Here is a 12,410-nt window from a genome sequence, read left to right as displayed (position 1 = left end):
GCCGAGTTGACAGCAGTTTTAGTTGACATACAGTTGGTATACTGAAATAGCAATAGCCAGAATCAGGCGGGAATCGCACTTGCCTGCAACGGATGAAAGGGATCGGCGCGCAATGGCCCAAATGTTTCCGCGCATTCTTGCTTGCGGCGACAGCGCCTTGTCCGTCGAGCTCTCCGACATTATCGACGAAGCGATAAGCCGGCGGGTCATCGCGCTGGCGCAGAACCTGACGGATACGCCGATCGACGGCGTCGAGGAACTCGTGCCGACCTATCGCTCGCTAATGGTCGTCTATGATCCCGAGATCGTTCGCGGACGCAGTCTTGGAGCGTGCTTGCTGCTCCGGCTGGACGGTCTTGCCGTTGGCGACGGCCACTCGCGGCACTTCGATATTCCGGTCGTTTATGGCGGAGCGGTCGGGATGGATCTGGAGGAACTCGCGGCCATGAAAGGTCTGACGGCCTCCCAGCTGATCGAGCTTCATTCCTCGGCTGAGTATCGCGTCTACATGATCGGCTTTGCGCCCGGCTTTGCCTATCTCGGCGGGTTGCCGGAGATACTGCACACGCCACGTCTCGCTGCGCCGCGGCAGAGAATCGAGGCGAGCGCGATCGGCATCGGCGGCAAGCAGGCGAGCATCAATTCCGTTCCCGGGCCAAGCGGCTGGCGGTTCATCGGCCGCACACCGCTGCGGCTTTTTGATCCTGCGCGGGCCACGCCGTTCCTGCTTCGGGCCGGCGACAGGGTGAGTTTCCGGCCCGTCAGCGAAGAGGAAGCTGCGTTTGTCGCTCGATCGGTGGCCGCTGGGCAGGCTGTCGGGGGGATCATGCTGCAATGACCTTTCTGAACGTCCAGCAGATAGGGCCGATGGCAACGGTTCAGGACCTGGGGCGAAGAGGCCTTCAGCATGCCGGCGTATCCGGTTCTGGCCCGATGGATGCGCCGTCTTTCCGAATCGCCAACGCTCTTGTCGGCAATGAGCCGTCGTCGGCGGCGCTGGAATTTGCGGGCGTGGGCGGGAGCTTCACCGTCAGCCGGCCGGTACGCTTCGCGGTGACGGGCGGTGACGTCGATATTCGACTCGATGGAATGAAAGCCTATTCCTGGGAAAGCTACGATCTGTTGCCGGGGATGACGCTTTCGATCGGCGCCTTGCGGGATTGTGTTTGGGGATATCTCGCGATCTCCGGCGGCGTCAATGTCGCGCCGGTGCTGGGTTCGCGCTCCACGCATCTCGGCACCGGGCTCGGCGGTCACGAGGGACGCCGATTGCAGATAGGCGACCGCCTGCCGATCGGCGAGGCCGGCGCGTCGGCCAATCTTGCCTTGCGGCAGCCGTGGCGACGGGATGCGCGGCCGATACAGATCGTTTACGGTCCTCAGGACGATTGTTTCTCCGCGGATGTCCAGGAGACGCTTCTGGGGACACTTTTCACCGTTTCTGCCCGACGCGACCGGATGGCGCAGATGTTGGACGGCGCTCCGATCCGGGCCGCCGCCGGGCACGATATCGTTTCGGACGGCACCTGCCCCGGCTCCATTCAGGTGCCGGCCTCGGGCAGGCTGCTTGTGCTGATGGCGGAGCGGCAGACGGCTGGCGGCTATCCGAAAATCGCCACGGTCGCGTCTGTCGATCTGCCTCGGCTGGCTCAGGTCGTGAGCGGGCGGGCGATCCGCTTTGCCCGCATTTCACAGGAACAGGCCGAGGAACGGCTGATCGGCGAACGACAGGCTTTGCGGGACACCCTTGCAAATCTGGTCGCAAAGCCGAGAGGCGACAATCAACGGGGAGACACACTGCATTGAACCAGCCGCTTGCTCAACAGGCCTATGGAAAGATCATCGAGATGATCCTGTCCGGCACCTTGATGCCCGGCGATGCGCTGCAGGAAGCAAAGCTGGGTGAGACCCTGGACATGTCGCGGACACCGGTGCGCGAAGCGATCAAGCGGATCGAGGCAGAGGGCCTTGCCGAACAGGATGGCCGCTTTCTGAAGGTGCGGACGCTGACTACCGCCGAAGTAGAGGAGATCTTTTTTCTGCGCGGTGTGCTGGAATCCTACTGCATCAGGCAGGCGACGTCGGTTCCCGTTACCGTGCTCGATGAACTGGAGAAACGGGTTCGCCATCTGCAGCGCCACGGTCCGGGCGAAGAGGACGAGCAGCGCCGGGTGGACGACGACCTGCATCGAACGTTTGCGCTTTCGAGCCGCAGCGAGGTGATGGTCAGCACCATCGCCGACCTGCGCCGCCGCACCTGCATGTTCGACCACAGCAACCTGCCGCATCGCTTTCTGAAAAGCTGCGAGGAACATCTGGAAATGCTCGACGCCGTGCGAGCCGGCGATGCGGAGAGAGCCGGTATCCTGATGGCCGAACACATCACCCATGCGCGCGATGCCATTCTGGAAAGGTTGGCGCTATCTCCCGAAAGGCCGGCCGAATGAGATGCCTCATCGTTCAGCCGGTCCATGCCGACGGGCTGGACCTGCTCCGCCAGGCCGGCGTCGAGCCGGTCCTGTGCCCCAAGCCGGATACGGAGACCGTCGCGCGGATGATCGTTGGCTGCGATGCCGCGATCACCCGCGATGCCGGCCTGTCCGGCGCGGCAATCGAGGCCAGCGATTGCCTTCGTGTCATCGTCGTGCATGGCGCCGGCCACGATGCCGTCGACAAGGATGCGGCATCGAGGAAAGGTGTCCTCGTCTGCAATACGCCGGGCGCCAACGCACGCTCCGTCTCGGAGCTGGCGCTCGCGCTGGCGCTTGCTGCTGCCAGACGTATTTCCGCCGCCGATCGCAGTGAGCGTGCCAGCCTTCACGGCTTTCGTGAACGCGAGACATTCTCGGAACTTTCGGGCAAGACTGCCCTGATCATCGGCTTCGGCGCCACGGGCGCCGGCCTTGCGCATATGCTCAAGGCCGCGCTCGATATGCGCGTTATGGTGTATTCGCCGCGCGTTTCCGACCCTCAAGGCTTCGAACGGGTCGGCAGCCTCGACGCCGGCCTGTCGCAAGCCGACCTGGTCTCGCTGCATACGCCCCTGCGTCCCGAGACGCGGCACCTGATCGGTCAACAGGCGCTTTCCGTCGTCAAGCACGGAGCAATCCTCGTCAACACCGCGCGTGCGGGCTTGGTCGACGAAGCGGCGCTTGTCGCAGCCATCGAGGATGGGCGGATCTCCGCGGCAGGTCTCGATGTCTACAGCCACGACGCCCCGCAAGGGCCGCTCGCCGCCACCGACCGGGTGATTTTCACGCCGCATCTCGGCGGAGCGACGGAGGAGGCCCTGCGCCGCGTTGCAGTTGGCGCGGCCAGAAACGTTCTCATTGCTCTCTCCGGCGAGCGTCCGGCCACCGCACTTAACAGCCCCGCAGAGATAGCCGCATGACCGAGATCCTGATCAAGGAAACCGTCGAGCGGCTGCTGGACAAGATCAATGCCATTTCCGCTCCAGGCCCCGGATATACCCGACCGTCCTACAGCAGTCTGGAAAGCGATGCGCATCGCGTGATTATCAAAGAAGCCGAGGCGCTGGGCCTTGAGGTCGCGCGCGATGCGGCGCTCAATCTCTTTGCCCGCCTGCCGGGCCGGGATCGGAACGCGCCTGCGCTCCACATCGGCTCGCATCTGGACACGGTTCCGATGGGCGGCGCCTATGACGGAACGTCCGGTGTGGTCGGCGCCATGGCCTTGGCAACCGCCTTCGTAAAGAGCGGCGAAGCGCCACCGACCGATATCGTGGTGACCGTGACCCGGGCCGAGGAAAGCGTATGGTTTCCGGTCTCCTATGTCGGCTCGCGGGCAGCACTCGGTCGCCTGACGGCACCGGAGATGCAGGCCAGGCGCGCCGACAGCGGCCGCACCCTTGCCGATCACATGCTTGAACTGGGCGGCAATCCCGAAGCTGTGCTGCGCAATCCGGGGCTTGCGCCCGCCCGCTTCGTCGAGCTGCATATCGAACAGGGGCCGGTGCTCGACGAAGCTGCCGAAGCCTTCGGGATCGTTCATGGCGTGCGCGGCGGTTTGCGCTATCGGGATGCCCGTATCGAAGGCGTATGGGCCCATTCCGGCGGAGCGCCGCGCGCTGCGAGATCGGATGCCGTCTTTGCCTTGGCCGATCTCATCGTCGCTATGGACAAGGCCTGGGGTGCCGTTCTTGAGGAAGGCCATGACCTTGCAGTCACCTTCGGCCGCGTCGGCGCGGCGACCGCGGAACACGCCTTCGCCAAAGTTCCGGGCCGGGTCGATTTCTGCATCGATATCCGCAGCGACGATATGGCCATTCTCGAACGTGTCGACGGAATGTTCCAGGACGAGATTGCGAAAGTCGAGAAGGCGAGAGGGGTGCGTGTCGTCACCGGCGCGCAGTCGCGCAGCCAGCCGACGCAGCTGTCCTTCGAGCTCGGACAAACAATAGCCGCTGCTGCTGCCGCCTTCGACCTGAAGCCGCGATTCATGCTGTCGGGCGGGGGGCACGACGCTGCCGCCTTCGCCCAAGCCGGCTGGGAAGCGGTTATGGTGTTTTTGCGCAACTGGAATGGAAGCCACAATCCGGACGAGGCGATGAGCCCGGCTGATCTCGTGCAGGCCGTTCGGGTTCTGCATCTCGCATGGTCTGGAAGATGAGGGTGAAAACATGAGCGAAACCCTAGCCCAGCAAGCCTACAAGGACGTCAAACAGCGCATTCTCGCGGGCACGATCAAGACTGGCGATCTCCTGACCGAGCGGACGTTGGCGATCGAATCCGGCATTTCGCGCACGCCGCTTCGCGCTGCCATTTCGCGGCTTCAGAAAGAGGGCGTCATCTCACGCCTCACCAACGGCACATTGATGGTCCTGCCTGTGACCGTGGAGCAATTGTTGGAGATCGTCCAGGTCCGCCGTCTGGTGGAAGGGGCCGCTGCCGCCCGCGCAGCGGAGCATCCGATGACGGCGGCGCTCGAGCAGTCAAGGCAGGTCATGCAAGCCTATGTCGAAGGAGAGGATGCGGCTTTCGATCGCTTCTGGATGGATGACGACGCTTTCCACGAAGCCGTTGCCGAAGCCGCGGATCTCCACCTTCTGCCCGCCATGCTGCGGGAAATGCGCAGTATCGCCCGCCGATGCACGATCACCCGGACCCATGACCGCTTCGCAGAGCAGGCGGCCGAGCACATCGCGGTGATCGATGCCATCGAGGCGCGCGATCCGGCCGCCGCCGCCGCGGCGATGGAAGCCCATTTCGACAGCGTGCGCGGCCGGTTTCTGGGGTGGCTTGCCAGGCCCTAGAATGTGCGTTTCGAAACTGCGCCGCCTCCGGGGAAGTGCCGGCGTTTCGTGTTCATTCTTTCCGGATCGCAATCCGTTTCTCGTCTCGATCGCGAGACACCAATGCCGAAGTCGAGTAATGCAGGATGCATGAGTTTGCCGAATTCCGTGGCCGTGAGGCCGCTTTCCCCGAGAACGAGTTCAAGCAGCGGCAGGACCGCGCCCGTAATGCCATCGAGGCGGCCGGCTATGGGGCACTCATCGTCACCACACCTGAAAACATCTATTGGCTGACCGGCCGACAGACGGCGGGCTATTTCGCCTTTCAGGCGCTGATCATGCCGGTGGAAGGCGAGCCGATCCTGCTGGTCCGGCAGCTGGAGCTGGTCGGATCGATCGCCAACACCTGGATAGACGATATCGTTGTATACCAGGATGGCGAGGATCCGGCTTCCGCCCTAGCGCAGCTCCTGTTGCAGCGAGGGATCGCCCGCCCTGCAATCGAGCTCGCCGGCTGGTTCCTGCCGCCTGTGCTTGCGCAGAGGATTGCCGCACAAACCGGCGTCGAAGCCATGCCTGACGGCTCCGCCATTCTTCCTCCACTCAGAGTGGTGAAATCGCCTGCCGAAATGGCGGCTATCAGACTGGCCGCCACTTTCGCGCAAAAGGGGCTAGTCGCCGGCATTTCGGCCTGCCGGGCCGGCACGGACGAGAACGCCATCGCTGCCGCCATGCTGGACGCCGCAACAAGGGCCGGGTCCGAGGTCATGGCGATGGAGCCGCTGGTATCTTCGGGGCCGCGCAGCGGCTTGCCGCATATGACATGGCGCCGCCGCCAGATCGAAGACGGCGACCCCGCTTTTCTCGAACTGGCCGGCAGTCATGCCCGCTATCATGCCGCGCTGATGCGCACGGTCTGGATAGGTGAGCCTCCGGTCGAAGCCCGGCGGATGATGGACTGTTCGCTTATGGCGCTTGACGCGGCTCTCGGCGCGATCAGGCCGGGCATTCCCTGCTCCGTGCCGCACGAGGCCGCGCAGCGGGTGATCGACGCGGCGGGCTACACGGCGGCCTTCCGCAAGCGCATCGGCTATTCCATGGGTGTCGCCTTTGCGCCGGATTGGGGCGAGGGCGGCATACTCAGCTTGTTTTCCGGGGTCGAGCGCATCATCGAGCCCGGCATGGTGTTTCACTTGCCGGCGACCCTGCGCAACTACGGCGTCTGGACCGTCGGTGCTTCCGAAACGGTCATCGTGACCGAGAACGGCGCCGAGCCGCTCTCCGACCTGCCCCGCGATCTGATCGTCCGATGAAATCTGTTTTCAACCTCTTATCCTGATATCGCAAAGGAGCTATCATGCGTTCGCTTTTCCATCTGGCCTATCATGTGACCGATCTCGACCAGTCCCGTCAGTTCTACGGCGGTGTTCTTGGTTGCGAAGAGGGCCGGTCGACGGATACCTGGGTGGACTTCGATTTCTTCGGCCACCAGATCTCGCTGCATCTCGGCAAGCCCTTCGAAGTCACCCGCACCGGCAAGGTCGGCGATCATATGGTGATGATGCCGCATCTCGGCGTCGTCCTGCCGCTGGACGACTGGTTTAACCTGTCGAAGCGCCTGCAGGACGCAGGCATCGCGTTCGATATTCCGCCGGTCGTGCGGTTCGAGGGCGAGCCGGGCGAGCAGCGCACGATGTTCTTCTTCGACCCGAGCGGCAACCCGATCGAGGTCAAGGGCTTCAAGGACTTCGACGGTGTCTTCGCGCGTTAGCTGAACAACCGGCGGCCATCGGCCGCCGGCTTTCTATTATGGCGATTTCACGCAGGCATTCGCCCGCAATTCACCACCACTGGCTGGGGGAGCGCGTTAGAAGCTCGTTGCCGTCCTTGCCGATGATGAGAATGTCTTCATAGAAGGCGGCTCCGACGCCATCGAGGGAGAGGAAGGCTTCGACGCCGAACACCATGTTCTCTTCGACGGTGTCTTCCGGAAGCGACATGACGGTGGAAATACGCGGCTGCTCGAAACCGAGCCCGATGCCGTGGCCGTAGAAGGGAAAGTTCTTCATGATCGGCGATACCGAGCCGCCGAAGGTGGCCGTCAGCCGGTCGCCCTCTGCCGCGACGTCCAGAAGCTTCGCCCCGGGGCGCACCATGTCGGAGAGCCGGTGCACGATGTCGGCGACAGCTTCGATCAGCCGCTTCTGGTCGGCCGTCGGCTTGCCGCGAACGCCAGTCCGGCCGGGGTCGAGATAGTAGCCCTGGTAGAAGGCGCCATGGAGCGTTCCGGTGACGATATCGCCGGGCTTCGGCGTATCGGCGCTGTAGCCCGTCAGCGGAAGGCGCTGGTCGAAGCCGAGCGTTTCTCCATGATTGGTGCCGATCATCTGCAGCCTTCCGCCACGGCGTACCACTTCCCGAGCGGCCTCGCCGGCGGCTTCCTGCTCGGAAAGGCCGCTGATCAGCCCTTCCATCAGGCGGTTCAGGCCGACGGTCGCGGTTTCACCGCCGATGCGGCAACAATCCTGCTCGCGGGGGCTCTTGATCCGCCGCACCGACCGGACGAGGTCGTCGGCCGGGACCCATTGAATATCCGGCGCTTCCTCAAGAAGTTGCTGGTAGAACTTCACGGGAATGAATTGCGTGCCGACCAGCGCCACGCTCCCGGTGATTCCTCTTTCGTTCAGCGCCTTTGCGACGCTGCGGAACGGATGATTGGAACAGCGCGCATCGGAAATGGAAACGAGATCGGTGCGGACCTCGGGCTCATCGATGTGAAGCTGCGGCTCTCTGCCCTGCTGCAAGATGATTCCCGAGAAGGAGCGGGCCGACCAGATTAGCGAGTCCATGCCGCCGCTGATGGCATAATGGTTCGAGAGATAGAGAATGTCGCCGCAATTGTCCGTAGTGCCGCCGCCGCGGCCGAAAACGACGGCGGTCTCAAACCCACGCAACCGCATTTCCTGGAGAACCTTTTCCCAGCGGTTCTCATATTCTTCCTGCGGAAAATAGCGGGTCATTCTCGTCTCCTGAAAGCCTCGATCGAAGCGGAAACAATTGCCGCATCCGAGAGGGAAGATGCATCGTCACGGGGTCGGCGGATCGGTCATTTTGGGTTGCCGTAGCGGCCGAAATTTCGGTACACCAATCGTGTTCCGAGGTCAACGCACGCGCATCTTCGGCGTGCTCAGAAAAGTGATCATGATGAAAAAATCATCATATGCCGAAAAATTGCAGCCACTGCTGATTATTATGTTGCCATAAATACTTGAAATTAAACCTTGAATTCCACTGGTATACTGAATAGGATTTTGATGAGCGCGGCGTAGAGGCCAAAAACTCTCCTGAGCGCCAAGGCATCGACTGGCTTGGACATCAACGGATACGGAAGAATGACTGGAAGTTCAGAAACGGTGCCTGCAAGCCATGGCCGCGGATATCAGATGCAGGCTGGGCAAGTTGCCGTCATTACCAATCTGCATGGAAATCAGGTGGTGGACACCTGGGCTTTGGCTGCGGCCGAGGCGGGCGAGTTCAGTTCCATGGACCATACCCGCTCGGTGAACAGCAGCATCTATTTCAAAAAGGGGATGGCTGTCGTCAGCAATCGCCGGCGGCCGATGATGACGCTGATCGATGACAGCGCGTCGCTGCGTCACGACACCTTGCTTTGCCCCTGCAATGCGGAACTCTATCAGCAGCTCGGCTACGATGGCTATCACCGCAGCTGCTCCGACAACTTTCACGAGGCGCTCTCCGAAGAGGCTGAGGATCTGCCGTTCACGCCTGCCTCGCTCAATCTCTTCATGAACGTCCCGGTTCATGCCGACGGGAGCCTGGAGCGCCACGCGCCGGCATCGAAGGCAGGCGATTTCGTAGCACTTCGCGCCGAAATAGATCTGGTTCTGGTGCTATCGGCCTGCCCACAGGATATCACCGTCATAAACGGTGACGACCGCACGCCGCGGGACGTCGCAATCCGGATTGTTGCGGATTATTGGGAGGCTTCCTCATGACACCGCCGCTTCTGGCTCTCAAGGATATCAGGAAGAGTTTCGGCGAAAACGAGGTCCTGAAGGGCGTCTCGCTCGACGTCCAGCCCGGCGAGGTGGTGTCGATCATTGGCGCCAGCGGCTCTGGCAAGAGCACTTTCCTGCGCTCGATCAACGGCCTCGAAATGCCGCAGGCCGGTTTCCTGAAATTCGAGGAATTGTCTTTCGACTTCCACCCGGAGTCCCGCTTTCTGCCGACGCCGGCGCAGATGCAGTCGCTTCGGCAGCGGGTCGGCATGGTCTTCCAGAGCTATAACCTCTGGCCGCATATGACGGTTCTGGAGAATGTCATCCATGCGCCCATGAAGCTGCTCAAGCTGCCGAAGGCGCAGGCAATCGACGAGGCCGGAGCGCTTCTGTCGCGTATCGGGCTTTATGAAAAACGCGGCAGCTATCCCACTCGTCTTTCCGGTGGACAGCAGCAGCGCGTGGCGATCGTCCGGGCACTTGCCATGAAGCCCCGGCTGATGCTGTTCGATGAGGTGACTTCGGCGCTTGATCCAGAGCTCGTCCATGAGGTGCTCGTGCTGATGGCCGCACTGGCGTCCGAGGGCATGACCATGCTGCTGGTGACGCACGAGATTGCCTTTGCCCGCGACGTGTCCTCACGCGTTCTGTTCTTCGACAAGGGGGTGATGGCCGAATCCGGCACGCCCGATATTCTGCGCAATCCCCAGAGCGACCGGTTGCGGCAATTCCTTCATCGTATTCTGCACGACGGCCTGGCCTACGGCGCCGGCGCACCCAAAACTGCCCAGGGAGCATGACATGCTGACGGATTTTCTGACGGATGTCAGGCTTTACGGCAACGGCTTTCTGACGGCATCCTGGACGGTCCTCTGGCTGACGATCCTCACCATCGTCGTCAGCTGGATTTCCGGGCTGCTGGCAGCCCTTGGTCAGAGGTCGTCATGGCGCGGGGTCCGCTCAGTCGCGGCGTTCTATATCTGGTTCATTCGCGGCACGCCGACGATCATCCAGGTCTTCATCGTCTATTTCGGCTTTCCTCAAATCGGCATCAGGCTCTCGCCGTTTACGGCGGGCGTTCTGGCGCTCGGCATCAACAGCGGAGCCTATGTCGCGGAAATCATCCGCGGCGGCCTGTCGGCAATTCCGCGCGGGCAAATGGAATCGGCCCTTGCGATCGGTTTCAGCCACGCCGCCACGATGCGCAACATCATCCTGCCGCAGGTGTTTCGCATCGTGCTTCCGTCCCTGACGAATGAGGCAATCTCGACGCTGAAGAACACATCGCTTCTATCGACCATCACCGTCGTCGAGTTGACGCTCTATGCGCAGACATTGATCGCGATGACCTTCCGCCCATTCGATTTCTACATCGCAGTCGCCGTGATCTATCTGCTTTTGACGACGATCTTCACGCAACTCGCGGGCTGGCTGGAGCGCCGCTACGCGGTGCATAGCTGAACCGTTGACTCTATTCCTCGTGCTTCCTGCCGAAGAAACCGACCTCTTGTTGCCGAGCGGCGAGAGACCTCTAACAAGAATGAAGAAGGGAACAGAAATGAAACGTCAGATACTCGCCTTTGCTTTTGCCGTCGCCGCCGCCTTGTCCAGCCAGGCGTCAGCCTTTGCCGCCGATCTCGAATTGCTGCAGCCCGGCAAGCTGCTCGTCGCCACGGAAGGCACATTCCCACCGTTCAGCATGCGCGCAGCCGACGGGTCGCTCGATGGTCTTGAAATCCGCGTGATGAAGGAAATTTCCAAACGGCTTGGTCTCGAATACACGCCTGTCATCATCAAGTGGGAATCGCTGCTGATCGGGCTTCAGGCCGATCAATACGATATTACAAGCGATGCAATGGACATCACGCCCGAGCGTCAGAAGCAGGTTGTTTTTGTCGATGGCTGGCTCGAATCCGGCGGTGTCGTCGTCGTTCCAAATAATTCACCCATCAAGTTGCCGGATGATCTGAAGGGCAAGACGGTCGGCGCGCTGGCATCCTCCACCTTCTCCAAGATAGCGGAAGACAAGGGCGCCACTGTGAAGGGCTATAAGGCCGAGACAGACGGTATCCAGGATCTTATCAACGGCAACATCGACGCTGAGATCACCGATGCGATCGGCGCTGGCTATATGATCAAGTCCGCGAACATGCCGCTCAAGGTCTTGCCGGATTTCGTTAGCCATGTCCAGAAGGGCTTTGCGGTCAAGAAGGGCAAGCCTGAACTGGTTAAGGCCGTCAATAAGGCTCTCGCTGACATGATTGCGGATGGCACCTACGCCAAGCTCACGACGGATCTGGTGGGTTTCGACCCAGCCCCGAAAGATCCTATCAAGAGCATTCTTCAGTAATCCGCTCCACTCTTGCCGCGGCTATCATGCCTGCCGCGGCAAATCCATTACTTCTTGGGTCCTGATCTGGCTTCTCGACCTGCTTTCGTCGATGTGGGTTCAAATGGGATTTCCTGGGAACAATTCCCTTTGGCAGCAGCGCTAGATTATTGGAAAATGGTCGCTATCGAGCGTTTGCCTCAACATATTGCGCCACATCTACCAATGCAGTCGCCATAAGGCTTTGAAAAAATGCGCAAATATTACTCGCTATGGGGAATCAGCGGTTCGATTCCGTTCAACTGCGATGGACGCCGCGGTAACAATCGGCTCCGAATTCCTAGAGCGGGATGATTTTAGATGGAATCGAAAAGGGGATTCCCTTTTTCCCGCAAATCAGATTCACCATTGAGACCGGTAAAGGAGGCCGGTCTTTATGGCAAAACCTTTTTCCGATGATTTGCGGGAACGCGTTGTCGGCGCGGTGACGCGCGAAGGATTGTCCTGCCGGGCAGCGGCGAAGCGCTTCGGGATTGGCATCAGCACCGCGATCGATTGGGTGCGGCGCTTTCGCCAGACGGGCAGCGCAGCCCCCGGTCAGATGGGCGGGCACAAGCCACGGGCGATTTGCGATACGCATCGGGAGTGGCTGCTCGAGCGCTGCCGCACACGGGCTTTTACCCTGCGCGGGCTGGTCGCGGAACTGGGCGAGCGTGGCCTGAAGGTCGATTACCGCTCCGTGTGGACCTTCGTGCATGATGAAGGGTTGCCGGCCGCGACATTGGCAAAGGCGATCTGGTTGGAGAAGACA

13 protein-coding genes and 1 pseudogene are annotated in these 12,410 nt (G+C 61.4%); 13 read left to right on the top strand and 1 reads right to left on the bottom strand.

Annotated elements, in window-relative coordinates:
- Positions 1-112 precede the first annotated feature (112 nt).
- From pxpB to ACK9YZ_RS30990, 8 genes are all read left to right on the top strand, one after another.
- Complete coding sequence (gene pxpB, locus ACK9YZ_RS31025) at positions 113-838, top strand: 5-oxoprolinase subunit PxpB (RefSeq protein ID WP_416067320.1); 726 nt, start codon at positions 113-115, stop codon at positions 836-838.
- Positions 835-1,806, top strand: coding sequence for a biotin-dependent carboxyltransferase family protein (locus tag ACK9YZ_RS31020; protein WP_416067319.1), 972 nt, complete (start codon positions 835-837; stop codon positions 1,804-1,806). The genes pxpB and ACK9YZ_RS31020 overlap by 4 nt, the downstream gene beginning before the upstream one ends.
- Positions 1,803-2,447, top strand: coding sequence for a GntR family transcriptional regulator (locus ACK9YZ_RS31015; protein WP_416067318.1), 645 nt, complete (start codon positions 1,803-1,805; stop codon positions 2,445-2,447). The genes ACK9YZ_RS31020 and ACK9YZ_RS31015 overlap by 4 nt, the downstream gene beginning before the upstream one ends.
- Positions 2,444-3,391 (top strand): NAD(P)-dependent oxidoreductase, encoded by a 948-nt coding sequence (locus tag ACK9YZ_RS31010; protein ID WP_416067317.1) that lies wholly within the window; start codon positions 2,444-2,446, stop codon positions 3,389-3,391. The genes ACK9YZ_RS31015 and ACK9YZ_RS31010 overlap by 4 nt, the downstream gene beginning before the upstream one ends.
- Complete coding sequence (locus tag ACK9YZ_RS31005; RefSeq protein WP_416067316.1) at positions 3,388-4,629, top strand: hydantoinase/carbamoylase family amidase; 1,242 nt, start codon at positions 3,388-3,390, stop codon at positions 4,627-4,629. Before ACK9YZ_RS31010 ends, ACK9YZ_RS31005 begins: the two co-directional genes overlap by 4 nt.
- 10 nt (positions 4,630-4,639) lie before the next feature.
- Positions 4,640-5,272, top strand: coding sequence for a GntR family transcriptional regulator (locus ACK9YZ_RS31000; RefSeq protein ID WP_416067315.1), 633 nt, complete (start codon positions 4,640-4,642; stop codon positions 5,270-5,272).
- A 125-nt stretch (positions 5,273-5,397) separates the two neighbouring features.
- Entirely contained in the window at positions 5,398-6,564 is a 1,167-nt protein-coding gene (locus tag ACK9YZ_RS30995; protein ID WP_416067314.1) for a M24 family metallopeptidase, read from the top strand.
- 44 nt (positions 6,565-6,608) lie between these two features.
- On the top strand, positions 6,609-7,022 hold the full coding sequence (locus ACK9YZ_RS30990; protein ID WP_416067313.1) for a VOC family protein: 414 nt from the start codon (positions 6,609-6,611) through the stop codon (positions 7,020-7,022).
- Between the two features lie 70 nt (positions 7,023-7,092).
- On the opposite strand, the gene ACK9YZ_RS30985 is transcribed toward ACK9YZ_RS30990, so the two are convergent.
- Complete coding sequence (locus ACK9YZ_RS30985) at positions 7,093-8,271, bottom strand: M24 family metallopeptidase (protein ID WP_416067312.1); 1,179 nt, start codon at positions 8,269-8,271, stop codon at positions 7,093-7,095.
- A gap of 372 nt (positions 8,272-8,643) precedes the next feature.
- On the opposite strand from ACK9YZ_RS30985, the gene ACK9YZ_RS30980 reads away from it, so the two are divergent.
- The 5 genes and pseudogenes from ACK9YZ_RS30980 to ACK9YZ_RS30960 form a co-directional block, all read left to right on the top strand.
- Positions 8,644-9,267 (top strand): DUF1989 domain-containing protein, encoded by a 624-nt coding sequence (locus ACK9YZ_RS30980; RefSeq protein WP_416067311.1) that lies wholly within the window; start codon positions 8,644-8,646, stop codon positions 9,265-9,267.
- On the top strand, positions 9,264-10,070 hold the full coding sequence (locus tag ACK9YZ_RS30975) for an amino acid ABC transporter ATP-binding protein (protein WP_416067310.1): 807 nt from the start codon (positions 9,264-9,266) through the stop codon (positions 10,068-10,070). Before ACK9YZ_RS30980 ends, ACK9YZ_RS30975 begins: the two co-directional genes overlap by 4 nt.
- A gap of 1 nt (position 10,071) precedes the next feature.
- Positions 10,072-10,731 (top strand): amino acid ABC transporter permease, encoded by a 660-nt coding sequence (locus ACK9YZ_RS30970; RefSeq protein WP_416067309.1) that lies wholly within the window; start codon positions 10,072-10,074, stop codon positions 10,729-10,731.
- A 97-nt stretch (positions 10,732-10,828) separates the two neighbouring features.
- Positions 10,829-11,620 carry a transporter substrate-binding domain-containing protein gene (locus ACK9YZ_RS30965; protein WP_416067308.1) on the top strand — a complete coding sequence of 264 codons (792 nt, stop codon included), beginning with the start codon at positions 10,829-10,831 and terminating at the stop codon, positions 11,618-11,620.
- A gap of 415 nt (positions 11,621-12,035) precedes the next feature.
- Positions 12,036-12,368 (top strand): annotated as a pseudogene (locus ACK9YZ_RS30960) (helix-turn-helix domain-containing protein); the annotation flags it as partial.
- Positions 12,369-12,410: the final 42 nt, after the last annotated feature.

The organism is Rhizobium sp. ZK1 (genome assembly GCF_047782645.1).
Classification (GTDB): domain Bacteria; phylum Pseudomonadota; class Alphaproteobacteria; order Rhizobiales; family Rhizobiaceae; genus Rhizobium.
The sequence above is the reverse complement of the archived record's forward strand: the minus strand, read 5'-3'. Positions and strand labels throughout refer to the sequence as shown.

What these genes read in the sequence shown, in the direction of transcription:
- ACK9YZ_RS30975 (WP_416067310.1), top strand. Translation starts at nt 9,264, where the DNA reads ATGACACCGCCGCTTCTGGCTCTCAAGGATATCAGGAAGAGTTTCGGC.
- ACK9YZ_RS30990 (WP_416067313.1), top strand. Translation starts at nt 6,609, where the DNA reads ATGCGTTCGCTTTTCCATCTGGCCTATCATGTGACCGATCTCGACCAG.
- ACK9YZ_RS31000 (WP_416067315.1), top strand. Translation starts at nt 4,640, where the DNA reads ATGAGCGAAACCCTAGCCCAGCAAGCCTACAAGGACGTCAAACAGCGC.
- ACK9YZ_RS30985 (WP_416067312.1), bottom strand. Translation starts at nt 8,271, where the DNA reads ATGACCCGCTATTTTCCGCAGGAAGAATATGAGAACCGCTGGGAAAAG.
- ACK9YZ_RS30995 (WP_416067314.1), top strand. Translation starts at nt 5,398, where the DNA reads ATGCATGAGTTTGCCGAATTCCGTGGCCGTGAGGCCGCTTTCCCCGAG.
- pxpB (WP_416067320.1), top strand. Translation starts at nt 113, where the DNA reads ATGGCCCAAATGTTTCCGCGCATTCTTGCTTGCGGCGACAGCGCCTTG.
- ACK9YZ_RS30980 (WP_416067311.1), top strand. Translation starts at nt 8,644, where the DNA reads ATGACTGGAAGTTCAGAAACGGTGCCTGCAAGCCATGGCCGCGGATAT.
- ACK9YZ_RS31005 (WP_416067316.1), top strand. Translation starts at nt 3,388, where the DNA reads ATGACCGAGATCCTGATCAAGGAAACCGTCGAGCGGCTGCTGGACAAG.
- ACK9YZ_RS31010 (WP_416067317.1), top strand. Translation starts at nt 2,444, where the DNA reads ATGAGATGCCTCATCGTTCAGCCGGTCCATGCCGACGGGCTGGACCTG.
- ACK9YZ_RS30970 (WP_416067309.1), top strand. Translation starts at nt 10,072, where the DNA reads ATGCTGACGGATTTTCTGACGGATGTCAGGCTTTACGGCAACGGCTTT.
- ACK9YZ_RS30965 (WP_416067308.1), top strand. Translation starts at nt 10,829, where the DNA reads ATGAAACGTCAGATACTCGCCTTTGCTTTTGCCGTCGCCGCCGCCTTG.
- ACK9YZ_RS31020 (WP_416067319.1), top strand. Translation starts at nt 835, where the DNA reads ATGACCTTTCTGAACGTCCAGCAGATAGGGCCGATGGCAACGGTTCAG.